This is a genomic window from Kytococcus schroeteri (genome assembly GCF_042433515.1).
Lineage (GTDB): Bacteria > Actinomycetota > Actinomycetes > Actinomycetales > Dermatophilaceae > Kytococcus > Kytococcus schroeteri.
This window is the reverse complement of record NZ_JBHLVH010000010.1, coordinates 1-22220: the sequence shown is the minus strand read 5'-3', so window position 1 is coordinate 22220 and position 22220 is coordinate 1. Positions and strand designations below refer to the sequence as shown.

Sequence of the window (22220 nt, the reverse complement as noted above, 5' to 3'; positions counted from 1 at the left end):
ACGTTGAGTCGTCGTTCGTCGGGGTCAGAACCGCCCGGGGACCCCGACGAACGACGACTCAACGTGTGGGGAGGGCTCAACGTGTGGGGAGGGGCACGCGGCGGGACCCTGGCCCGGGCCGGCTCAGTCCTCGCGGGTGTGGAGGCGGCGCGCGGCCTCGGCGACGCTGCCCGACATCGACGGGTAGACGGTGAACGTGCTGGCCACCTGGTCCACGGTGAGGCGGTGGTGCACGGCCAGGGCCACCGGGTAGATGAGCTCGGAGGCCTGCGGGCCCACCACCACACCGCCGACGACCACGTCGGACCCCTGCGCGGCGTAGAGCTTGACGAACCCGTGGCGCACGTTGCGCATCTTGGCCCGCGGGTTGTTGACCAGCGGCAGCATCACCTGGTGCACGCGGCCCTCCCCCTCGTCCACCTGCTTCTGCCCGATGCCGACGGTGGCGATCTCCGGGTCGGTGAAGATGTTGGAGCTGATGCCGGTGACGCGCAGCGGGGAGACCGCGTCGCCGAGCGCGTGGCTCATGGCGATGCGGCCCTGCATGGCGGCCACCGAGGCCAGCGGCAGCACCGCCGTGCAGTCACCGGCGGCGTACACCCCCCGCACGGAGGTGCGCGACACCTTGTCCACCAGCACGTGGCCCGAGTCGGCGGTCTGCACACCGACCTCCTCCAGCCCCAGGTCCGCGGTGTTGGGCACCGACCCGACGGCCATGATGCAGTGCGAGCCGGTGACGGTGCGCCCGTCGGTGAGGGTCACGAGCACCTCGTCGCCCTGCCGCTCCACGGACTGGGCGCGGGCCCCGTTCATCACCTGCATGCCGCGCTCGCGGAAGACGGTCTCCAGCACCTCGGCGGCGTCCGGGTCCTCGCCGGGCAGCACGCGGTCGCGGCTGGAGACGAGCACCACCTCGCACCCGAGGCCCAGGTAGGCGTGGGCGAGCTCCGCGCCGGTCACACCCGAGCCCACCACGACGAGCTTGCTCGGCAGCTCGGTGAGGTCCCACACCTGCTGCCAGGTGAGGATGCGCTCGCCGTCGGGGCGGGCGCTGGGCAGCACCCGCGGGGAGGCGCCGGTGGCCAGCAGCACGGTGGCGGCGGTGAGCTCGGTGGTGCTGCCGTCGGCGGCGGTCACCTGCACACGGTCCGGCGCGACGAGGCGGCCCCGGCCGTCCACCACGGTGACGCCGGCCTCGGTCAGCGCCGCGCGGATGTCGGCCGACTGGGCACGCGCCAGGTCCATGACCCGCCGGTTGGCCGCGGCCAGGTCGATGTGGGCCTCCACCCCGTGCGCCAGCGGCTCGTGGGTGGCGGGGTCGCCGTCGTCCTCGGAGAACTCCACGCCCATGCGCCCGGCCACGTCGAAGCGGCTGCGGAAGTCCGCAGTGGCGATGAGGGTCTTGGACGGCACGCAGTCGGTGAGCACCGAGGCGCCACCCACCCCGGTGTCCTCCACGAGGGTCACGGTGGCGCCGCCCGCCGCCGCCGTGAGGGCGGCCTCGTACCCGCCGGGACCGCCGCCGATGATGATGACCTCAGGTGCGCTGGAGAGCATGCCCCCATCCAACCATCGACGGCCTGACGCACCACCCTCGCGGTGCCCCCAGTCGTTAGGGTGGCCCCGTGGCCCGACTCGACTCCCAGAACCCCTTCGACGACCCGACCGCCGACCCCCGCGAGATCGCTCGCCGGGCCGCGCAGGACGTGGCCCGCCTCTCCGGCGTGGAGCGGCACGACATCGCCCTCACCCTGGGCTCCGGGTGGGGCAGCGCGGCCGACCTGCTGGGCGAGCCCGTCGCGTCCTTCGACCAGTCCGAGGTGACCGGCTTCCCGCCGCCGGCGGTGGAGGGCCACTCCTCGGTGATGCGCTCGTTCGCGGTCGAGGGTCACGACGGCCGCACCCGCCACGTGCTGGTGTTCGGATCGCGCACCCACTTCTACGAGGGCCACGGTGTGCGCCCGGTGGTGCACACGGTGCGCACGGCGGCCGCGGCCGGCTGCGACACGATGGTGCTCACCAACGGCTGCGGCGGCCTGCGCCCCGAGTGGGCCCCCGGCACCCCGGTGCTCATCAGCGACCACGTGAACCTCACGGCGGCCTCCCCGCTGGAGGGCGCCACCTTCGTGGACCTCACCGACCTGTACACCCCGCACCTGCGCCAGGTGGCCCGCACCGTGGACCCCTCCCTGGAGGAGGGCGTGTACGTGCAGTTCCGCGGGCCGCACTACGAGACCCCCGCCGAGGTGCGCATGGCCAAGGTGATCGGCGGCGACCTCGTGGGCATGTCCACCACGCTCGAGGCGATCGCCGCCCGCGAGGCCGGCATGTCCGTGCTGGGCCTCTCGCTGGTGACCAACCACGCCGCCGGCATCAGCGACGAGCCGCTGGACCACGCCGAGGTGATCGAGGCCGGACGCGCCGCCTCCGCCCGCTGCGGCCAGCTGCTCGCCGGCATCGTGCCCCGCCTCTGACACCCGCGGCCCCCTTCCGCGAACGGAGACCACCGTGCAGCCCACCGACGACCTGACGGCCCTGCTGGCGCAGGCCCGCGCCTGGATCGCCGACGACCCCGACGAGGCCACCCGCACCGAACTGCAGGCCGTGGTGGACGCCGCCGCGGGCGGGGACGCCGCCGCGGCCGCCGACCTGGCCGACCGCTTCCGCGGCCTGCTGGAGTTCGGCACCGCCGGCCTGCGCGGCGCGGTGGCCGCCGGCCCGGCGCGCATGAACCGCGCCGTGGTCATCCGTGCCGCCGCGGGCCTGGTGCGCTGGCTGCAGCAGCGCGCGACCGACCCGGTGACCTCCCCGACCGTGGTGATCGGTTACGACGCACGCCACCGCAGCCACGACTTCGCGCTGGACACCGCTGCCGTGGTGACCGCCGCGGGCGGCCGGGCCATCGTGCTGCCCGAGGCCCTGCCCACCCCGGTGCTGGCCTACGCCGTGCGCCACACCGGTGCCGATGCGGGCGTCATGGTCACCGCCTCGCACAACCCGCCGCAGGACAACGGCTACAAGGTGTACCTGGGCGACGGCAGCCAGATCGTCTCGCCGGTGGACGCCGAGATCGCCGCGCACATCCGGGCCGTGGAGTCCGTGGCGACGGTGCCGCGCGCGGAGGCCGGGTGGATCACCGCCGCCGACGACCTGCGCGAGGCGTACGTCAAGGCCGCCACGAGCGTGGTGGACCCGGCGGGCCCCAAGCAGGTGGCCGTGGTCTACACCGCGCTGCACGGCGTGGGCAACGACCTGGTGGTGCAGGCCTTCGAGGAGGCCGGCTTCCCCAATCCCAAGAGCGTGGCCACGCAGGCCGTCCCGGACCCGGACTTCCCCACCGTGGCCTTCCCCAACCCGGAGGAGGACGGTGCCATCGACGCCGCCCTGGAGCTGGCCTCGCGGATGCAGCCGGACGTGGTCATCGCCAACGACCCGGATGCCGACCGCTGCGCCGTGGCCGTGCCGGACCCCGAGTCCGTGACCGCCGACGACCCGGTGGGCTGGCGCATGCTGCGCGGCGACGAGGTGGGCGCCCTGCTGGGCAACCACGTGCTGCGCCGCGCCGCCGAGACCGGTGGCCTGCCCGAGGACGCGGTCTTCGCCAACTCCATCGTGAGTTCGCGGCTGCTCTCGCGGATGGCGGCCTCCGCCGGCGTGCGCCACACCGAGACCCTCACCGGCTTCAAGTGGATCGGCCGCGTGGACGGCCTGGCCTTCGGCTACGAGGAGGCGCTGGGCTACTGCGTGGACCCGACCCACGTGAAGGACAAGGACGGCATCAGCGCGGCGCTCATGGTGGCCGACCTCGTGGCCCGCCTGCGTGCCGGCTCGCGCACCCGCACGGTGCTGGACGTGCTCGACGACCTGTACCTCGAGCACGGCGTGCACGCCTCGGACTCCTTCAGCATCCGGGTGGAGGAGCTGGAGCAGATCGATGCGGTGATGGCCGCCCTGCGCGCGCAGCCGCCGACCTCGCTGGGTGGCTCCCCGGTGGCCGAGGCCGCCGACCTGGCCGAGGGCTGGAACGGCCTGCCGCCCACCGACGGCCTGCGCTGGGTGCTGGCCGACGACACGCGCGTCATCGTGCGTCCCTCGGGCACCGAGCCGAAGGTGAAGGTCTACCTGGAGGTGGTGGTGCCCGTGGAGTCCGGCGACCTGCCGGCCGCCAAGCACACCGCCCGGGAGCGCCTGGCCACGGTGCGCGCCGACATGGAGCGCCTCACCGCCCTCTGATCAGAGGAACCAAACGGCCAGCGGCAGCAGCAGGCCCACCGCCATCGCGGCCGCCGGCAGCGGTGCCACGGTGCGGGTGGTGGGCGTGGGGTCGGCCTCGATGTGGCCGTCGGCCAGGGCGTCGGCGTGCGCGTCGCGGGCCCCACGCACGGTGGAGGCCACGGACTGCAGGTCCTCCAGCATCGCGAACTCGGGCTTGAGCGGCTGCGGGTCGGCCCCGGTGCGGGCGGCGTCGAGCTTGCGCAGCAGACCCAGGCCGGTGACGTCCGCGGTGTGGTCCACGCCCGAGGGGTCGCGGTAGGAGGAGCCCACGGCCCAGGCGCGGTGCATCCCGGTCTCGGACTCCACCTCCAGGCTCCAGCGGGAGCCCACGCGGCGCACCCGCTGCCACGGGATGCGCACCGTGCGCACCGGGTTGACGATGGTCAGCCCGTCGGGGTCCAGCTCCACCCGGGGACGCCAGATGAGCACCCACGCCAGGGCGGCGCCGGCCACGGCCAGGCCCACCGCACCCCACATGACCGGCCGGGTGACCAGGGCCAGCACCACGAAGCCCGCCGCCAGGAGCCAGGAGACCACCGCGAGGATCCGTGCCTTGCGCGGGTGCACCACCTGCGAGGGGCGGGCGGCGGCGCGGGGCCCGGGCGCGGGAGTGCGGTCGGCGGGGTGCTGCGTCATCGGGGAGGCTCCGGGTGGGTCGAGGTGGTGGGTCGGGCGGGTGGATCGGGGTGGTTCCGGGCAGGCCGGGGACCCGCTCGCGCCACCGACGGTGGGCCGGCGGCGCGCACGTAGGATCATCCCCCATGCCGGACGCCCACCCCGTCGCCCCCACGCCGCAGGCCACCACCCCCGCCGCGCAGGTGCTGCTGCTCACCGGTCCGAGCGGGGCCGGCAAGACCCGCCTGGCCCGCCGGCTGGGCGCCACCCACGGCTGGCCCGTGGTGCCGCTCGACGACTACTACCACCCGCACGACGCCCCGGACCTGCCGCTGCGACCCGACGGCCTCGTGGACTGGGACCACGTGGGCACGTGGGACCACGCCGCCGCCCTGGCCGGGCTGGAGCAGCTGGCGCACACCGGCGCCACCCAGATGCCGGACTACGACATCTCCACCTCGTCCGTACAGGGCCACCGCACCGTGACCCGCGGCAGCGCCCCGCTGGTGGTGGCCGAGGGCATCTTCGCCGCCCACCTTGTGGCCCCGCTGCGCGAGCGCGGCCTGCTCGCCGACGCGTGGTGCATCACCTCCGGACCGTGGACCACTTTCGTCCGCCGCCTGGTCCGCGACCTGGCCGAGCACCGCAAGCCCCCGGCCGTGCTCTGGGAGCGCGGCAACCGCCTGCGCCGCACCGAGCCGCGCTTCGTGGCCCACCAGCGCCGCCTGGGTGCGCGGGTGCTCTCCCCCGCCGCCGGGGAGCGCGCCGCCACCGACCGATGGGGTGCACCCCGCCAGTAGGCTGCGGCCCATGACCGACCGCTACGCCCCCGGCACCGCGCTGACCCTGCAGCAGGTGGCCGACCTGTTCGACCACGCCCTGCTCAAGCCCGAGCTCACCACCGACGAGGTGACCGCCGGCGTCCGCGAGGTGGCCGCGCTCAACGCCTTCTCCGTGTGCGTGCGCCCCAGCGACGTGCCCCTGGCCGCCCGCACCATCGCCGAGACGGTGGCCGACGGCGCCGGGGAGGGCGACGGCGAGCCCTCGCGCACCACGGTGTGCACCGTCATCGGCTTCCCGCACGGCACCACCAGCACGGCCGCCAAGGTGGCCGAGGCCGAGCAGGCCGTGGCCGACGGCGCCACGGAGCTGGACATGGTGCTCAACATCGGCCGCCTGCGCAGCGGCGAGGTCGACGCCGTGCAGGCCGACGTCGCCGCCGTGGTGGAGGCCGGCCACGCCCACGACGTTCCGGTGAAGGTGATCCTCGAGACCGCCCTGCTCGACGACGCGCAGAAGGTGGCCGCCTGCCGCGCCTCGGAGGCCGCGGGCGCGGACTTCGTGAAGACCTCCACCGGGTTCGCCGGCGGCGGCGCGACGCTGCCGGACGTGCGCCTCATGCGGCAGAACACCGGCGAGCAGGTGCAGGTGAAGGCCTCCGGCGGCGTGCGCGACGTGGACACCCTGCTGGCCATGCTGGCCGAGGGGGTCACCCGCATCGGCACCAGCTCCACCTCGGCGCTCATGGCCGGGGCCCGCGAGCGCCTGGCCGCCGGCACCCTCGTGGTGCCCGAGCCGCCGGCCACGCTCGACGAGGCGACGGCCGACAGCACCTACTGAGCCTCAGGCGGTCTCGGCGGCCGTCTCGCCGATGCGCCCGGACATGCGAGCAGCCATGGCCGGGCGCATCGCCGTCCACAGCAAGGCCACCACGGCGCACCCGCCCACGGTGAGCACCACCCACTGGAAGGCGTGCCCGCTGCCGATCATCCACCCGGCCAGTGCCGGGCCGAGGATGGACGACAGGGTCCACGACAGGCCGCCCATGGCGTTGTAGCGGCCACGCAGCTCCTCGGTGGCCAGGTCGTTGACCACCGCCGGCATCACCGGGGACTGGAACACCTCCCCCAGGCCGAAGAGGCCCAGTCCGGTGATGACGGCCGCCGCCGCCCACGGCCCCTCGAGCAGGGCCGAGCTGGCCACCACCGCCCAGGAGACGCCCCACAGCGCCCACGTGAGCGACAGCATCGAGGCGTGGCGCCGCCCCTGGATGACACCCAGCGCCCAGGTCTGCGCCAGCACGATGACGGCCGTGTTGGCCCCGAACGCCCAACCCAGCGCGCTCGGGGGCACGTCGGCCACGCCGTGGGCGTAGGCGGGGAAGCCCATGTCCATCTGCGCGTAGCCCACGGTCATGCCCAGCACGGAGACGAGCACCACGCGCAGCAGCACGGTGTCGCGCAACACGGTCAGCCACGTGCCGCCGGGCAGCAGCTGCTCCTCGCTGGTGGCCGCCGCGCGCTCCAGGGCCCCGGTGCCGGCGGGCAGGGCCACGATGACCACGAGGTAGGCAAGGTAGGTGGCCGCGTCCACGAGGTAGAGGCGCTGGTAGGCCGCCAGGGTCTCGGAGGCCACGAGGAAGGAGCTCGCCATCGCGCCGGTGCCCAGGCCCAGGTTGAGCAGCAGAAACTGGAAGCCGTAGACCCGCTCGCGCTCCTCACGGCGTACCAGGCGGGTGAGCATGGCGGTGAACGCCGGGTGCGCCATGACGCCGGCCACCGCGGTGGTCATGGTGAGCGCGTAGGCGGCCGTGAGCGTGGGGACGAAGGCCATGGCCCCCATGCACAGCCCCTCCACGAGCAGGCCGGTGAAGAGCACCCAGCGCGGCCCCACGTGGTCGATGAGCCAGCCGCCCACCGGCGCCGCGAGCACCGCCACCGCGCCCATGGCCGCGAACATCAGCCCGACCAGGCGGGAGTCGAAGCCGCGCACGTCCGTGAGGTAGACGTACAGGAAGGGCATGGAGAGCCCGCTGCCCAGCGCCGAGAGCAGCACGCCCACGAAGAGCAGGCGCACGGTGCGTGTCATGGGGGGCACCACTCCGCCGAGGCGGGCGGGCAGGCGGTCGTCGTCCAGGGGCGCGGTCACGTCAGGCGGTGATGCGGTCGATCACCAGGGTGCGCTCGAAGGGCTCGGCGTCCGGGTCGATGGTGACCGCACCGGCGAGCGTCTCCACGCCGCGGGCCAGCCGCTCCGGCGTCTCGGTGTGGCAGGTGAAGAGCACCTGCCCGGCCTCCACGCGCTCCCCCACGCCGGCGTGCCAGACCACGCCCGCACCGGCCTGCACCGGGTCCTCCTTGCGGGCGCGCCCGGCGCCCAGGCGCCACGCGGCCACGCCCACCTTGTAGGCGTCCATGGCGGTCACCACACCACTGGCCTCGGCCGTCACCTCGGCGGTGTGGGCACCCGGCACGAGCTCGGCCTCGGGGTCGCCACCCTGCGCGGCGACCATGCGCTTCCACACCTCCAGCGCGGCACCGGAGTCCAGCACCTGCTCCACGTCCACGTCCGCCGCGCCCTCGATGCCGGAGGCCAGCACCATCTCGCGGGCCAGGGCGAGGGTCAGCTCGCGCACGTCGGCCGGGCCGCGGCCGGAGAGCACCTCCACGGACTCGGTGACCTCCAGCCCGTTGCCGGCGGTGCGACCCAGCGGCGCGGACATGTCGGTGAGCAGCGCCACCGTGGTCACCCCCGCCGCGGTGCCCAGGGCCACCATCCGCTCGGCCAGGGCGCGGGCGTCGGCCTCGTTCTTCATGAACGCCCCCGAGCCCACCTTGACGTCGAGCACCAGCGCGCCGGTCCCCTCGGCGATCTTCTTGGACATGATCGAGCTGGCGATGAGGGGCAGCGCCTCCACGGTGCCGGTCACGTCGCGCAGGGCGTAGAGCTTCTTGTCGGCCGGCGCCAGCCCCGCCCCTGCGGCGCAGATGACGGCACCCACCTCCTCGAGCTGGGTCATCATCGCGTCGTTGGTGAGCTCGGCGCGCCAGCCGGGGATCGCCTCGAGCTTGTCCAGGGTGCCGCCGGTGTGGCCCAGCCCGCGCCCGGAGAGCTGCGGCACGGCCACGCCGCATGCGGCCACGAGCGGCGCCAGCGGCAGGGTGATCTTGTCGCCCACGCCGCCGGTGGAGTGCTTGTCGGCGGTCGGGCGGCTCAGGGTGGAGAAGTCCATGCGCTCGCCCGAGGCGATCATGGCCGCGGTCCAGCGCTCGATCTCGCCGGGCTCCATGCCGTTGAGGAAGATCGCCATGGCCAGCGCCGACATCTGCTCGTCGGCCACCTCGCCCCGGGTGTAGGCGGCCACCACCCAGTCGATCTGCTCGTCCGACAGGCGACCACCGTCGCGCTTGGTGCGGATGACGTCCACGGCATCGTGCTGCGCTGCGCTCATGGGTCCATCATCGCCGATGGGGCGCCGCGCCGGGGTACGTGGGCATCGGGCCCCGGCCCGTGCCCGGCCCCGGACGCGCCGACGGCGCACGACCGGGTGGTCGTGCGCCGTCGGGAGGTGGTGCGGGCGGGTCAGTCGCCGAACGACTCCTCGTCCGGGTTGGCCAGCAGGTGGGCCAGGGACACACCCAGACCGCCCCAGATGACGCCCAGGTAGACAACCATCATCACGATCGCCTCGGTGCTCATGCGCGTCCTCCCTCCGTGTACGTGGTGGTGGCGGCGTGGCCGTAGCCTCGCTCAGTGGTGTCGACACCGTGGATGGCACGCACCTCGGGGTCCTCGAGGTCGTACGAGGTGGCGTGCAGGTGGCGGTTGCGGAAGGGGACGAAGGACAGCAGCACCGACAGCAGCAGCACCAGGCCAACCATGCCCCACCCGAAGGTGTTGATGAAGTCGGTCGGGTAGCCCTCGTACGGCTCGGCGCGCAGGCCCTTGACGGTGTCCCAGGTGGTGAACGCCAGCACGGCGGGCGTCAGGACGCCCACGCAGAACATCCAGACCTTGCCCAGGCGGAAGGAGCTGACGGTGTTGAGGTGGCGGGCCAGGCGGGGCAGGGCCAGCGCCACCCAGGTGAGCACGATGCAGGCCAGGCCCGCCGAGCCGACCAGCAGCACGTTGTTCACCCAGTTGTCGGTGACGTCCAGCACGTACAGGCCGGTGGAGCGCGGGTAGAAGGCCAGCGACACCAGGGCCATGACCGTGCCGGTCACCAGGGTGGCGGTGCGGTGGCTCACGCCGGCCTTGTCGGCGAACGCGGCACCGACCACCTGCATGAGGCTGACCAGCGAGGTGACACCGGCCAGCAGCAGGCAGCCGAAGAAGAGCACGCCGAAGACGTTGCCGAAGGGCATCTCGCTGATGAGCGCCGGGAAGACCACGAAGGTCAGGCCGGGCCCGCTGGCGACGGCCTCACCGACGGTCACGCCCTGCTGGTGGGCCAGGAAGCCGATGCAGGCGAACACACCGATGCCGGCCAGCACCTCGAAGGAGGCGTTGGAGAAGCCGACCACCAGGCCGGAGCCGGTGAGGTTGGTCTTGAGGTGCAGGTAGGAGGCGTAGGTCAGCATCGCGCCGATGGCCACCGAGGTGCTGAAGAACACCTGGCCGTAGGCGGCCACCCAGACCTCGGCGTCCTTGAGGGCGGCCCAGTCGGGCGAGAAGAAGGCGTTGAGGCCGTCGGCGGCGCCGTCCAGCAGCAGGGCGCGGATCACCAGCGCGGCGAAGACCACCATCATCAGCGGCAGGAACACACGGTTCAGCCAGCCGATGCCGGCGTCCACGCCAATCCACACGATGAGGATGCTCACGGCCCACAGGGCGGCCAGCACCAGCGCGGTGGAGCCGACGAAGGAGCCGAACGCGCTCGGGGTGTCGGCCACCTGCAGCACGGTGCCGTTGAAGAAGCCCTCCGGATCGTCACCCCAGGCGAGGTTGAACGAGTAGAAGAAGTAGCGCGTGGCCCAGGCCAGCACCACCGCGTAGTAGGTGGCGATGACGAAGCACATGAGCGTCTGGATCCAGCCGAAGGGCTGCAGCCAGCCCTTGAGGCGGCTGAAGGCCAGCGGGGCCGAGCCGCGGAACTTGTGGCCCATGGCGTAGTCCACGAACAGCAGCGGGATGGCCGCCGTCAGCAGGGCCACCAGGTAGGGCACCAGGAAGGCGCCGCCACCGTTGGAGTAGGCCACGTAGGGGTAGCGCCAGATGTTGCCCAGACCCACGGCCGAGCCGATGGCGGCGAGGATGAAGACGGTGCGACCGGAGAAGGCCTGCCGGCCTCCGGACCCGGTGTCCGGTGCGTCGGACGGGCGGTACGCCGAGGCGCCGCCAGCAGTGTGGGACATCGCTGACCTCGATGTTCGTAGGGAGAACTGTCGAGGGAATCATGGCCGCGGGCGCGGCAGGGGCCAATGGTTGGCGCGGATCGTTGTGCAACCGTGACCGGCCGAACCCGCCACCCATCCGGTCCCGGGCGCCCCCGGCTCAGGCGAGGTCGTCGGCCCCGAAGGCCAGCGGCACCAGCTCGGCCACCGTGCGGGGGCGGCCGTCCGGCGCCATGACCAGGCACTCGCCGCCGCCGTGCTCCACGAGCAGCTGGCGGCACCGCCCGCAGGGCATCACCACGAGCTCCTCGCGCTGCACGCACGCCACGGCCACCAGACGCCCTCCCCCGGTGGCCACCAGCTGGCTCACCATGCCGCACTCGGCGCACAGGGTGACGCCGTAGCCGGCGTTCTCCACGTTGCAGCCCGAGACGACCCGGCCGTCGTCGGCCAGGCCCGCGGCACCGACCGGGTACCCGGAGTACGGCGCGTACGCGCGCCGCATGGCCGACCGAGCCGCCTCCAGCAGGGCGTCCCAGTCGACGCCGTCACCGCCGGCGGCAGCCACCTCCGGCTCCTCGCTCACGCCTGGCCCTTGACGTAGGGCGTGCCCTCGGCGGCCGGCGGGCGCACGCGGCCCACCAGGCCGGCCACGGCGACGATCGTCACCAGGTAGGGCAGCATCAGCAGCAGGTCGGTGGGCAGCGGGGAGCCGATGGAGCTCAGCACGTTGCCCAGGTTCTTGGTGAAGCCGAACAGCAGCGCGGCCACCACGGCGCCCTTGGGGCTCCAACGGCCCAGGATCATGGCCGCTAGGGCGATGAAGCCGTTGCCGGCGGACATGTCGCGCCCGAAGGCCAGGCCGGCGCCGATGGTGAAGAAGGCACCACCCAGGCCCGCCACGGCGCCACCGATGAGGGTGTTCACCACACGGAGGCGGTTGACGTCCACACCGACGGTGTCGGCGGCCTTGGGGTGCTCCCCCACCGCGCGGGTGCGCAGGCCCCAGGTGGAGCGGAAGAGCATGACGTGCAGCACCGCCACCACCACGTACATGAGGTACACGAGGATGGTCTGGTCGAAGAGCACCGGCCCGATGACGGGGATCTTGGACAGCACCGGGACCGGCAGCTGCGGCAGCGCCTGGCGGCTGTTCCACAGCTCACGGTCCTGCGTGAGCAGCGACGAGAACAGGAAGCCCGTGAGGCCCAGCACCAAGGTGTTGAGCACCACGCCCACGATGATCTGGTCGACCCGGAAGACCACCGCGAAGAGCACCAGCAGCGCACCCACGAGGGCTCCGGCCACCGGGGCGGCCAGCAGGCCCAGCCACGCGTTGGCCGCCAGCGAGGCCACCACGGCCGCGGCGAAGGCCCCGAAGAGCAGCTGGCCCTCGATGGCGATGTTGATGATGCCCGAGCGCTCGCACAGGATGCCGCTCATGGCGCCGAAGATCAGCGGCACCGAGAGCGCCAGCGCACCGGCCAGCAGGGAGACCACCGGCACCACCGACCCGGTGCCGGCCGCGGCCCACACCAGCGTGGTGGCGATGAAGGCCAGACCACCGAGCACGTGGGCCCAGGCCGGCAGGTGTCCGCGGCGCAGCACCGCCCACGCGGTGACGGCCGTGAACAGCACCGCCAGGCCGATGGCGGTCGGCAGCGTGGGCAGCGTGAGGTCGGGGAGGTCGAAGAACGCCCCGGCGCTGCTGAAGCGGAAGGAGGTCTGCGCACCGGACGGGCTGCGCAGCACGAACACGCCCCAGGCCAGCAGCAGGCCCAGCAGGTAGACCGCGACCACCCCCCATCGGGGCTTGGCGGAGGTGCGGGGCAGAACGACCGGCTGGTCGGCGCCCTCGCTGCCGGTGGGGCGCGGTGCCGGGGTGCTCTCGGCGGCGCTCAGGGCGGTGCTCATGCTGCGGCCTCCTCGGAGGTCGCGCCGGAGCGCCCCGCCCGCTCGGGACGGGGGGCGCGGCGGCGCGGACGGGCGGGGTCGGGCAGGCGGAAGACCATGCGCACCAGCGGCGGGGCCGCGATGAGCAGCACGATCACCGACTGCAGGACGAGGATGATGTCGATGGGGGTCTGCGTGACCGACTGCATGACGAAGCCGCCGGCCTTGAGCGCGCCGAAGAGCAGACCCGACCAGAACACGCCCCACGCCCGGGAGCGGCCCAGCAGCGCCACGGTGATGGCGTCGAAGCCGAGCGAGCCGGCGATGCCGCCGGTGAGGAACTGCTCGGTGCCCTGCACCTGCGCGGAGCCGGCCAGACCGGCCAGCAGGCCGGCCACGGTCATGGCCACCACGGTGACCGCGCCGACGTTCATGCCGGCGGTGCGGGCGGCGGCCTGGTTGGCGCCCACCGCACGCAGGCGGAAGCCCAGGGTGGAGCGCTCCAGCAGCCACCACACGACCACGGTGGCCACGACGGCCAGCAGGAAGGCCGCGTTGAGGCGGAAGCCGTCACCCAGCAGCGAGGGCCACAGGGAGTTCTCGGCCAGGCGCGGGGACTTGGGTTGGTTGGAGCCGTCCTCCTGGAAGGCCGAGGTGGTGAGCAGGTAGGCCACCAGGTACACGGCGGTGTAGTTGAGCATGATCGTCACGATCACCTCGTTGGCACCGGTGCGGGCCTTGAGCAGGCCGGGCACCAGGCCCCACAGTGCGCCACCGAGGGCGGCACCGCCGGCCGCCACGAGCAGGTGCACCACCGGCGGCAGGTCCAGGGCGAAGCCCAGCCAGCTGCCGAGGATGGCGCCGACGATGATCTGGCCCTGGGCACCGATGTTGAACAGCCCGGCCCGGAAGGCCACGGCCACGCCGAGACCGGCCAGGACCAGCGGCACGCTGAACACCAGCGACTCCGTCAGCGGACGGACCTGGCGCTCGAAGGTGGTGGCGTCGGGGTTGAACACCGCCCCCTTGAACAGCGAGGTGTAGGCCTCCGAGACGGCCACCCAGACCGCCTCGAGGGTGTCGCTGGGACGGGCGAAGAAGTAGGTGGAGGTCTCGCGGACCTCCTCGTCGGCGACGGCGATGAGGACCGCGCCCACCAGCAGCGCCAGCAGCACGGCCAGCAGCGAGATGAGCAGGTTGCCGGTCACGATGCGCTGGAACAGCCCGTCGCGCTCGGTGTCCGGGGACACCGAGGTGCCGGTGAGGTCCGGGGTGGCGGGCGCCGCGGGGTCCGTGGCGGGGGTGGTCATCGGGGGTCCTCCTGGGCAGCGGCCTGGGCGCGGGCCTCGTCGGCGGGCACGCCGGCCATCATCAGGCCGAGCACGTCGCGCGGGGTGTCCCCCGGCACGACGTCCACGACGCGGCCGCGGTACATCACGGCGATGCGGTCGGACAGGGCGAGCACCTCGTCGAGCTCGGTGGAGACGATCACCACGGGCGTGCCGCGGTCGCGCTCGGCCACGATCTGGGCGTGGATGAACTCGATGGAGCCCACGTCCACGCCACGGGTGGGCTGGCTGGCCACGAGCAGGGTGAGGTCGCGGCCCATCTCGCGGGCGATGACGACCTTCTGCGCGTTGCCACCCGAGAGGGTGCTGATGGGGTCGTGCACCGAGCCGATGCGGATGTCGTACTCCTGCACCTGGCGCTCGGCGTTCTCGGCCAGCTTGCGCGGCGACATGCTCCACCGGCTGCCGGAGACCGGCGAGGTGTAGCGGTCGAGCACGAGGTTCTCGGCGATGCTGAAGGTGCTGATGACGCCGTCGGTGGAGCGGTCCTCGGGCACGAAGCCCAGGCCGCCGGTCAGGCGCTCGTGCACGGACTGGCGCAGCAGGTCGCGGCCGGCCAGGGTCACGCTGCCGCCGTCGGCGGGCTCGGTACCCAGCAGCACCTCGGTGAGCTCGGTCTGGCCGTTGCCCTGCACCCCGGCGATGCCGAGGATCTCGCCGGCGTGCACCTGCAGGTCCACGCCGTCGACCACCACGGCGCCGGAGTCGCTCACCACGCGCAGGTCGCGCACGTCGAGCACCACCTCGCCGGGCTGCGCGGGCTCCTTGGCCACGCGCATCTCCACCGAGCGGCCCACCATCATCGCGGCGAGCTCGGACTCGGTGCTGGCCGGGTCGGCCTGACCCACCACCTCGCCGCGGCGGATCACCGTGATGCGGTCGGCGACGGCGCGGATCTCGCGCAACTTGTGGGTGATGAAGACGATCGAGGTGCCGGAGTCGGCCAGCTCGCGCATGATCGCCAGCAGCTCGTCGGTCTCCTGCGGCGTGAGCACGGCGGTGGGCTCGTCGAGGATGAGCACCTTGGCGTCACGGCTGAGGGCCTTGATGATCTCGACGCGCTGCTGCGCGCCGACCGGCAGGTCCTCGATCACCGCGTCCGGGTCGATGTCGAAGCCGAAGCGCTCCGACAGCTCCCGGACGCGGCGTCGTGCGGCCCCCAGGTCCAGCATCGGGCCGGAGCCCTCGTGGCCCAGGGCCACGGACTCGGCCACGGTGAAGACCGGCACGAGCATGAAGTGCTGGTGCACCATCCCGATGCCGGCGGCGACCGCGTCGCCCGGGCCGGAGAAGGAGACCTCACGGTCGTCCAGCAGGATGGCGCCCTCGTCGGGGCGGTGCAGGCCATAGAGCACGTTCATGAGCGTGCTCTTGCCGGCGCCGTTCTCGCCCAGCAGCGCGTGGACCTCGCCACGCTCCACCACGAGGTCGATGTCGCGGTTGGCCACCACGGGCCCGAAGGCCTTGGTGATGCCGCGCAGTTCCAGCTTCATGCAGGTGTCCTGTCGTCCGTGCGGACCCGGGTGCCGCCCGGGGTCACTTCGGGGTGTTCTCGGAGGTCACCTTGAGCTCGCCGGAGACGATCTTCGCGCGCAGGGCGTCGACCTCCTTGGAGAGCTCCTCGGGAACCTTGCCCTCGAAGTCGTGGAAGGGGGCCAGGCCCACGCCCTCGTTCTCGAGCGTGCCCACGTACGGCTTGTTGTCGAACTTGCCGGTGGCGCCCTGCTGCACGGCGTCGAACACCGCCTGGTCCATCTCCTTGATGACCGAGGTGAGCATGACCTTGCCGTACTCGGTGGACTCGTAGCCGTCGGTGTCGACCCAGACCAGCTTGGCGCCGTCCTTGCCCTCCACGGCCTGCGCCGCACCGGAGCCCACGGGGCCGGCCACCGGCATCACGACGTCCACGCCCTGGGCGAGGAACTGCTCGGTGAGGGTCTTGCCCTGGCCGATGTTCTCGAAGTCGCCGGAGAAGGAGCCCTTCTGGGCCTTCTTGTCCCAGCCCAGCAGCTTGACGTCCTTGCCCTTGGCCTTGTTGTACTCGGCCACACCGTCGGCGAAGCCGTCCATGAAGACCGACACCGAGGGGATCTGCATGCCGCCGAAGGTGGCGACCTTGCCGGACTCGCTCATGCCGGCGGCCAGGTAGCCACCCAGGAAGGCGGCCTCGGCGGTGTTGAACAGCAGCGGGCGCACGTTCTCGGCGGTGGCCGGCTTGTTGCCGTCGGCCAGGGCGGAGTCCACGAGAGCGAAGTCCACGTCGGAATGCTGCTTGGCGGCCTCCTGGATGGTGTCCTCGAGCATGAAACCCACGCCGATCACCATGTTGCAGCCCTGCTGGTTGACCAGGGTGTCCACGTTGGGGGCGAAGTCGGCCTCGCTGGAGGACTCCACCTTGGCGGTCTGGATGCCCAGCTCCTCCTCGGCGCGCTTGAGGCCCTCGTAGGAGGTCTGGTTGAAGGACTGGTCGTCGAAGCCACCGGAGTCCGAGACCATGCAGGCCTTGTAGTCCTTGTTCACGTCCTCCGCGGGCGCGCCGCTGCCGGAGCCCTTGCCGGACTCCGAGCCGCCCTCCTCCGGGGCCTCGCCACAGGCCGTCAGGGCGAGGGAAGCGGCCGCGAGGACGCCGGCGATCTTCATCGAAATGCGCATGTCAACTCCTGCTGAGTGGCTGTGCCACCCAGGCGTGACACGGCGCACATGGTACGCGCCCGGGCGCCCCTCGACGGGTTCCTTCTCAGGCGCGCGCGGCGGCGCCGGCCACGAGGGCGGGTCCGGCGAAGACGAAGCCCGAGTAGACCTGCACCAGCGCCGCACCGGCCTCGCGCAGGGCCACCGCGTCGGCGGGCGTCATCACACCGCCCACCCCGATGACGGGCAGGTCGCTCGCGCCGGCCACCACCGCCACGGCCTCCCGGGCCCGCGCGGTGAGCGGCGCCCCGGAGAGACCACCGGGCGGCTGCTCAGCGGACACCCAGGCGGCGTCCTGCGGGGCCAGGCCCGTGCGCGCCAGGGTCGTGTTGGTGGCCACCATGCCGGCCACCCCCGCCTCACGCGCGATGCGGGTGGCGCCGGCGAGCGCCTCGTCGTCCATGTCCGGGGCCACCTTGCAGAACACCGGGACCGAGGCGGTGCCTGCGGCACGGGCTCGGTCGGCCTCCGCCTGCACCACGCCGGCCAGCAGGCGCTCCAGCGGCTCGGGGTCCTGCAGCCCGCGCAGGCCCGGGGTGTTGGGCGAGGAGATGTTCACCGCCAGGTAGTCCGGCAGGCCGGCGGCCACGCGCACGCAGGTGGCGTAGTCCTCCAGGGCGGACTCCAGCGGGGTGTCCTTGTTCTTGCCGATGCTCAGGCCCACCGGGATGGTCAGGCCGGCCGCGCGGGCCTCGCGCAGCCGCAGCACCGCGGAGTGCACCCCGGCGTTGGGGAAGCCCATGGAGTTGATCACCGCGCCGCTGGCGGGCAGGCGGTGCATGCGCGGCCGGGGGTTGCCCGGCTGCGGGCGCGGGGTGACCGTGCCCAGCTCCACGTGGCCCAGGCCCAGGGCCTGCCAAGCCAGCAGTGCGGTGCCCTCCTTGTCCGCCCCGGCCGCCAGGCCGACGCGGTGCGGGAAGGTGATGCCGGCCACCGTCACGCCCTCGCCGGGGCGCACCGTGCGCCCCGGGGCGATGCCGCCGGTCACCGCCGCGAGCGCGGTCATCGCGCCGGGCACACCCTGCAGCGCGGCCGACCACTGCAGCGTCGTGTGGTGGGCGGTCTCCGCATCGCCCCCGCCGAGCCCGAAGAGCACGGGGCGGACCACGCGCTCCCAACCGGTGGTGAGCACGGCCTCGCGCGCGGTCACGTGAGGTCCTCGCGGCCCAGCTCGTTGAGGCGGGCGACGATGCCCTTGACGTCCTGCGCGCGCTCCCGGGTGGTCACGAGCACCGCGTCGGGGGTGTCCACCACCACCACGTCGTCCAGGCCCATGGTCACCACGGTGCGGCCCTTGGAGGTCATGACGAACCCGCTGGCGTCCTCGCCCACCACCTCGCCGGCGCCGGTGGTCACCAGGCCGTCCACCTCCTTGCCCGCACCCAGGCGGCCGAGCACGGCACCCAGGGAGCCGAAGTCGCCCACGTCGTCCCACGGGAAGTCCCCCGGCACGCAGGCCACGTCGCCGGTGGCGGCGGCCGGCTCGGCGACCGCGTGGTCGATGGCGATCTTGGTGATCGGCGCCCACAGGTCGTCCAGTCGGCGCAGGTCGTCGTCGGCGGCGATGGTGGTGAGCGCCTCCACCATGTCCGGGTGGTTGCGGCCCAGCAGCTCCAGCAGCACGGTGGCCTTCACCACGAACATGCCGGCGTTCCAGCGGTAGCCGCCCTCGGCCAGGAAGGCCTCGGCGCGGGCGGCGTGCGGCTTCTCGTGGAAGGCCCGGACCGCGTGGGCCGAGGGGGCGCCGGGCACGTCGAGGGCCTCCCCCAGCCGGATGTAGCCGAAGCCGGTGGCCGGGCGGGTGGGCTCGATGCCGATGGTCACCAGCTTGCCGGTGCGCGCCACGGCCACGGCCTCGGCCACGCAGGCACGAAAGGTGTCCTCGTCGCCCACCAGGTGGTCGGCGGCGAAGGAGCCGATGACGGCCCCCGGGTCGTGGCGGGCGATGATCGCCGCGGCCAGCCCGATGGCCGGCATCGACTCGCGCGGCTGCGGCTCCACCACCAGGCCGTCGGCACCCAGGCCGGGCACGCCACCGCCGAGGGCCTCGCCGGTCACCTGCTCCCGCACCTTGTCCGAGTGCGCCGACCCGGTGACGATGGTGATGCGGTCCCCGGTGAGCGGCCGCAGCCGGTCGAGGGTGGCCTGCAGCATGGACCGGCCCTCCCCGGTCATGTCCTGCAGGAACTTGGGGGCCGAGGACCGGGAGACCGGCCACAGGCGGGTCCCCGATCCCCCGGCGGGGACGATGCCCCAGAAGCCGTCGATGCCCTGGTTGGCGGTGCCGGTGCTCATGAGGCCGAACCCTATCCGGCGTGCCGCAGTGGACAACGCGGCCCGCGCCGGGCACCGTGACCAGCGTGCGCGTCGCCATCGTCACCGAGTCCTTCCTGCCCCAGCTGAACGGGGTCACCACGAGCGTCTGCAAGGTGCTCGAGTGCCTGGCCGACAAGGGCCACGAGGCCGCGGTGGTCTGCCCGCGCTCCTCCACCCTGGCCCCCGAGGACCAGGTGCCCACCACCTACGCGGGCTTCCCCGTGCACCCGGTGGCCTCGGTGCCGGTGCGCAAGTTCCGCGTGGGCATGCCCGGTTACGACACCGAGGCGGTGTTCCGCGGCTTCAAGCCGGACGTGGCCCACATCGCCTCCCCCTTCGTGCTCGGCGTCAACGCCCTCTCGGTGGCCCGCCAGCTGCGGGTGCCCACGGTGGCCATCTACCAGACCGACATGCCCAGCTACATCCGCCAGCACTCCGGGCCGGCGGGGCACATCGCCGCCAACGCGGCGTGGCGCTGGATCCGGCGCATCCACGCCCAGGCCGACCTCACGCTCGCTCCCTCGCAGGCGGCCCTGACCGACCTGCGCGAGCACGACATCCCGCGCACCGCCCTGTGGGGCCGCGGCGTGGACGCCAAGCTGTTCCACCCCGACCGCAAGCAGACCGACGCGGTGCGCCGCCTCAAGGCCGAGCTGTCGCCGCACGGTGAGGTGCTGCTGGGCTACGTGGGGCGCCTGGCCCCGGAGAAGGAGCTGCACCGCTTCCTGGAGCTGGCCGACCTGCCCGGCGCCCGGCTGGTGTTCGTGGGCGACGGCCCGAGCCGCGACCTGCTGGCCCACCAGTTCCCCACCGCGGCCTTCCTCGGCCGCATGGAGGGCGAGGAGCTGGCCGACGCGTACGCGTCCTTCGACCTGTTCGTGCACGCCGGCACGCGCGAGACCTTCGGGCAGACGCTGCAGGAGGGCGCCGCGGCCGGGCTGCCCGTCATCGCGCCGGCGCGGGGCGGCCCCCTGGACCTCATCGACCACGGGGGGACGGGCTACCTCTTCGACCCGGACCGGGCCGGGTCGCTGCGCGAGTGCGTGGAGCGCCTCGTCACCGCGCCGGGGGCGGCGCAGGAGCGTGAGCGCATGGGCGTCGCCGGCCGCACCGCCGTGGAGGGCCGCTCCTGGAGCGCGATGGTGGACCGCCTCATCGAGTACTACGAGCAGGTCATCCCGCTGCACGCCGCCGGGCGCCGGGTGCTCTGAGGAGAGCTGGCCCGCCGCTACCACCACGGCCGGGCGCGACAGGACGAGGCCGGGCGAGGCCCAGGGGGCGTGACAGGGCGAACTCAGAGGGCGCGGCACTCCCCCGAGCCGAGCTCCCAGGAGTCCAACGGGCGCCACACGCCGTCCGGCCCCGACACGTAGCGCGTGAAGTGGTCCACCGTGAACGTCGCCGCGAAGTCCGCCATCTCCTGCATGGCCCGGTCGAGCGACCCGGCCGGCACGTTCTGGGCGAGGGTGACGTGCGGGTGGTACGGGAAGGGCAGCTCCATGGCCAGCGGACCGGCGTGCACGCGACGCTCCAGGGCGGCGCACTCCTCGGCACCCTGCACCAGCGGCGCGTAGACCACCTGGGAGACCGGCCGGAATGTCTCGGTTCCCCGCAGCTCCACGACGAAGGGCGGCACCGCCGCCGCGGCGGCCGAGAGGTGGTCGGCCACCAGCGAGCGGTCGTCACGCGCCATCGTGAGCGGCGGCATGAGGGTGATGTGCGTGGGGATGGACCGGGCCTGCTCGTCCCCGACGGCCATCCGCACCCGACGGACCTCGTCCGCCCAGGGCGCGGGGACCGGGATGGCGACGCCGATGTCCATCGTCACGGGAGAGTCCTCAGTCCCGTCCGACCGGGAGGAAGCCCATCGCCTCTCGGGCCCGGTCCATGACCGGGGCGGCCATGGCTCGGGCCTTCTCGGAGCCACGGGCCAGGATGCGGTCGAGCTCGGCCGGGTCGGCCAGCAGCTCGGCGGCACGCCCGCGGGCCGGGGCCAGCAGCGCCTCCACCGCCTCGGCCGTGGAGACCTTGAGCGCGCCGTAACCCTGACCCTCGAAGCGGGCCAGCAGCGTCTCCACGCTCTCCCCGGAGGCGACCGCGTGGATGTTCAGCAGGTTGGTGACGCCCGGCTTGGCCTCCTGGTCGTAGGCGATCACCGCGTCGTTGTCGGTGACGGCCGACTTGAGCTTCTTGGTGGAGGCCTTCGCCTCCTCGAGCAGCCAGATGACGCCCTTGTCGGAGCTGGCCGACTTGCTCATCTTGTTCGTGGGCTCCTGCAGGTCCATGACCCGCGCGGACTCCTTGGTCACCCGGTACTCCGGCACCACGAAGGTGTCGCCGAAGCGGTGGTTGAACCGCTGGGCGAGGTCGCGGGTGAGCTCCACGTGCTGCACCTGGTCGTCGCCCACCGGCACCAAGGAGGTGTCGTAGAGCAGGATGTCGGCGGCCATGAGCATCGGATAGGTGAACAGTCCCACCGAGGCGTTGCCGGCCTCCTGCTTGGCGGCCTTGTCCTTGAACTGCGTCATGCGGCTGGCCTCGCCGAAGCCGGTGATGCAGTTGAGCAGCCACGCCAGCTCGGCGTGCTCGGGCACGTGGGACTGCACGAACAGCACGGAACGCTCCGGGTCCACGCCGCCGGCCATGAACTGTGCCGCGGTACGACGGGTGCGCTCGCGCAGCAGGGCCGGGTCCATGGGCACGGTCACCGCGTGCAGGTCCACCACGCAGAAGACCGCCTCGTGGCCGTCCTGCATCGGCCCCCACTGCGACAACGCGCCGAGGTAGTTGCCCAGGTGCAGCGAGTCGGAGGTGGGCTGCATGCCGGAGAACACCCGCGGGGTGCCGGCGTGCTGGAAACCGGTGGGGACGTCAGCGCTCATGGCGCCCATTCTGACACTCGGGGTGGGGTGTCCGTCCTCCATGGTTGTCCGGGTCGTCGTGGGTGGTAGGTGATGGTCCGTGTGCC

The 22220-nt window shown here is 73.1% G+C and carries 20 protein-coding genes; 5 read left to right on the top strand and 15 right to left on the bottom strand.

Annotated elements, in window-relative coordinates:
• Nucleotides 1-123: 123 nt before the first annotated feature.
• A complete protein-coding gene (locus ACFFHC_RS04270) occupies nt 124-1557 on the bottom strand; it encodes an NAD(P)H-quinone dehydrogenase (RefSeq protein WP_070703568.1) in 1434 nt (477 codons plus the stop codon).
• A 68-nt stretch (nt 1558-1625) separates the two neighbouring features.
• On the opposite strand from ACFFHC_RS04270, the gene ACFFHC_RS04265 reads away from it, so the two are divergent.
• Nucleotides 1626-2474 (top strand): purine-nucleoside phosphorylase, encoded by an 849-nt coding sequence (locus ACFFHC_RS04265; protein WP_070703567.1) that lies wholly within the window; start codon nt 1626-1628, stop codon nt 2472-2474.
• A 34-nt stretch (nt 2475-2508) separates the two neighbouring features.
• On the top strand, nt 2509-4233 hold the full coding sequence (locus ACFFHC_RS04260) for a phospho-sugar mutase (protein WP_379803320.1): 1725 nt from the start codon (nt 2509-2511) through the stop codon (nt 4231-4233).
• On the opposite strand, the gene ACFFHC_RS04255 is transcribed toward ACFFHC_RS04260, so the two are convergent.
• Nucleotides 4234-4911: a PH domain-containing protein gene (locus ACFFHC_RS04255; RefSeq protein WP_070703565.1), complete on the bottom strand. Its 678-nt coding sequence runs from the start codon at nt 4909-4911 to the stop codon at nt 4234-4236.
• Between the two features lie 125 nt (nt 4912-5036).
• On the opposite strand from ACFFHC_RS04255, the gene ACFFHC_RS04250 reads away from it, so the two are divergent.
• Nucleotides 5037-5690: a uridine kinase family protein gene (locus ACFFHC_RS04250; RefSeq protein ID WP_379803316.1), complete on the top strand. Its 654-nt coding sequence runs from the start codon at nt 5037-5039 to the stop codon at nt 5688-5690.
• A gap of 10 nt (nt 5691-5700) precedes the next feature.
• The gene (gene deoC / locus ACFFHC_RS04245; protein WP_101849936.1) at nt 5701-6510 is read left to right on the top strand and encodes a deoxyribose-phosphate aldolase; all 810 of its coding nucleotides are present in this window, start codon (nt 5701-5703) and stop codon (nt 6508-6510) included.
• A gap of 3 nt (nt 6511-6513) precedes the next feature.
• Here the strand turns inward: deoC and ACFFHC_RS04240 are convergent, their stop codons facing one another.
• From ACFFHC_RS04240 to ACFFHC_RS04190, 11 genes are all read right to left on the bottom strand, one after another.
• Nucleotides 6514-7818 (bottom strand): MFS transporter, encoded by a 1305-nt coding sequence (locus ACFFHC_RS04240; RefSeq protein ID WP_379803313.1) that lies wholly within the window; start codon nt 7816-7818, stop codon nt 6514-6516.
• A 1-nt stretch (nt 7819) separates the two neighbouring features.
• Nucleotides 7820-9121 carry a thymidine phosphorylase gene (locus ACFFHC_RS04235; RefSeq protein ID WP_070703561.1) on the bottom strand — a complete coding sequence of 434 codons (1302 nt, stop codon included), beginning with the start codon at nt 9119-9121 and terminating at the stop codon, nt 7820-7822.
• Nucleotides 9122-9252: 131 nt separating this feature from the next.
• Nucleotides 9253-9369, bottom strand: a complete 117-nt coding sequence (locus ACFFHC_RS04230; RefSeq protein WP_083323419.1) for a methionine/alanine import family NSS transporter small subunit — start codon at nt 9367-9369, stop codon at nt 9253-9255.
• A complete protein-coding gene (locus tag ACFFHC_RS04225; RefSeq protein ID WP_101849935.1) occupies nt 9366-11024 on the bottom strand; it encodes a sodium-dependent transporter in 1659 nt (552 codons plus the stop codon). The genes ACFFHC_RS04230 and ACFFHC_RS04225 overlap by 4 nt, the downstream gene beginning before the upstream one ends.
• Before the next feature lie 139 nt (nt 11025-11163).
• Nucleotides 11164-11589 carry a cytidine deaminase gene (locus ACFFHC_RS04220; protein ID WP_083323418.1) on the bottom strand — a complete coding sequence of 142 codons (426 nt, stop codon included), beginning with the start codon at nt 11587-11589 and terminating at the stop codon, nt 11164-11166.
• Nucleotides 11586-12917 carry an ABC transporter permease gene (locus ACFFHC_RS04215; protein WP_070703559.1) on the bottom strand — a complete coding sequence of 444 codons (1332 nt, stop codon included), beginning with the start codon at nt 12915-12917 and terminating at the stop codon, nt 11586-11588. The genes ACFFHC_RS04220 and ACFFHC_RS04215 overlap by 4 nt, the downstream gene beginning before the upstream one ends.
• Nucleotides 12914-14206, bottom strand: coding sequence for an ABC transporter permease (locus ACFFHC_RS04210; protein ID WP_070703558.1), 1293 nt, complete (start codon nt 14204-14206; stop codon nt 12914-12916). The genes ACFFHC_RS04215 and ACFFHC_RS04210 overlap by 4 nt, the downstream gene beginning before the upstream one ends.
• On the bottom strand, nt 14203-15738 hold the full coding sequence (locus ACFFHC_RS04205) for an ABC transporter ATP-binding protein (protein ID WP_379803306.1): 1536 nt from the start codon (nt 15736-15738) through the stop codon (nt 14203-14205). Before ACFFHC_RS04205 ends, ACFFHC_RS04210 begins: the two co-directional genes overlap by 4 nt.
• A 43-nt stretch (nt 15739-15781) precedes the next feature.
• A complete protein-coding gene (locus ACFFHC_RS04200; protein WP_070703556.1) occupies nt 15782-16897 on the bottom strand; it encodes a BMP family lipoprotein in 1116 nt (371 codons plus the stop codon).
• An 85-nt stretch (nt 16898-16982) separates the two neighbouring features.
• Nucleotides 16983-18086 (bottom strand): quinone-dependent dihydroorotate dehydrogenase, encoded by a 1104-nt coding sequence (locus tag ACFFHC_RS04195; protein ID WP_202820479.1) that lies wholly within the window; start codon nt 18084-18086, stop codon nt 16983-16985.
• Nucleotides 18083-19231, bottom strand: coding sequence for a mannose-1-phosphate guanylyltransferase (locus ACFFHC_RS04190; RefSeq protein ID WP_141494921.1), 1149 nt, complete (start codon nt 19229-19231; stop codon nt 18083-18085). Before ACFFHC_RS04190 ends, ACFFHC_RS04195 begins: the two co-directional genes overlap by 4 nt.
• 65 nt (nt 19232-19296) lie before the next feature.
• Between ACFFHC_RS04190 and ACFFHC_RS04185 the strand changes: the two genes are divergently transcribed.
• Nucleotides 19297-20463, top strand: a complete 1167-nt coding sequence (locus tag ACFFHC_RS04185; protein ID WP_070703578.1) for a glycosyltransferase family 4 protein — start codon at nt 19297-19299, stop codon at nt 20461-20463.
• A gap of 83 nt (nt 20464-20546) precedes the next feature.
• On the opposite strand, the gene ACFFHC_RS04180 is transcribed toward ACFFHC_RS04185, so the two are convergent.
• Together ACFFHC_RS04180 and trpS are read right to left on the bottom strand one after the other, a co-directional pair.
• Nucleotides 20547-21074, bottom strand: coding sequence for a 2'-5' RNA ligase family protein (locus tag ACFFHC_RS04180; protein ID WP_070703577.1), 528 nt, complete (start codon nt 21072-21074; stop codon nt 20547-20549).
• Nucleotides 21075-21090: 16 nt separating this feature from the next.
• Complete coding sequence (trpS, locus tag ACFFHC_RS04175) at nt 21091-22134, bottom strand: tryptophan--tRNA ligase (protein WP_070703576.1); 1044 nt, start codon at nt 22132-22134, stop codon at nt 21091-21093.
• Between the last annotated feature and the right edge of the window lie 86 nt (nt 22135-22220).

Excerpts from the sequence above, each read along its gene's own strand:
- ACFFHC_RS04210 (WP_070703558.1), bottom strand. The coding sequence starts at position 14,206 with ATGACCACCCCCGCCACGGACCCCGCGGCGCCCGCCACCCCGGACCTC.
- ACFFHC_RS04270 (WP_070703568.1), bottom strand. The coding sequence starts at position 1,557 with ATGCTCTCCAGCGCACCTGAGGTCATCATCATCGGCGGCGGTCCCGGC.
- ACFFHC_RS04190 (WP_141494921.1), bottom strand. The coding sequence starts at position 19,231 with ATGAGCACCGGCACCGCCAACCAGGGCATCGACGGCTTCTGGGGCATC.
- deoC (WP_101849936.1), top strand. The coding sequence starts at position 5,701 with ATGACCGACCGCTACGCCCCCGGCACCGCGCTGACCCTGCAGCAGGTG.
- ACFFHC_RS04180 (WP_070703577.1), bottom strand. The coding sequence starts at position 21,074 with ATGGACATCGGCGTCGCCATCCCGGTCCCCGCGCCCTGGGCGGACGAG.
- ACFFHC_RS04205 (WP_379803306.1), bottom strand. The coding sequence starts at position 15,738 with ATGAAGCTGGAACTGCGCGGCATCACCAAGGCCTTCGGGCCCGTGGTG.
- ACFFHC_RS04230 (WP_083323419.1), bottom strand. The coding sequence starts at position 9,369 with ATGAGCACCGAGGCGATCGTGATGATGGTTGTCTACCTGGGCGTCATC.
- trpS (WP_070703576.1), bottom strand. The coding sequence starts at position 22,134 with ATGAGCGCTGACGTCCCCACCGGTTTCCAGCACGCCGGCACCCCGCGG.
- ACFFHC_RS04255 (WP_070703565.1), bottom strand. The coding sequence starts at position 4,911 with ATGACGCAGCACCCCGCCGACCGCACTCCCGCGCCCGGGCCCCGCGCC.
- ACFFHC_RS04215 (WP_070703559.1), bottom strand. The coding sequence starts at position 12,917 with ATGAGCACCGCCCTGAGCGCCGCCGAGAGCACCCCGGCACCGCGCCCC.
- ACFFHC_RS04225 (WP_101849935.1), bottom strand. The coding sequence starts at position 11,024 with ATGTCCCACACTGCTGGCGGCGCCTCGGCGTACCGCCCGTCCGACGCA.
- ACFFHC_RS04200 (WP_070703556.1), bottom strand. The coding sequence starts at position 16,897 with ATGCGCATTTCGATGAAGATCGCCGGCGTCCTCGCGGCCGCTTCCCTC.
- ACFFHC_RS04235 (WP_070703561.1), bottom strand. The coding sequence starts at position 9,121 with ATGAGCGCAGCGCAGCACGATGCCGTGGACGTCATCCGCACCAAGCGC.
- ACFFHC_RS04250 (WP_379803316.1), top strand. The coding sequence starts at position 5,037 with ATGCCGGACGCCCACCCCGTCGCCCCCACGCCGCAGGCCACCACCCCC.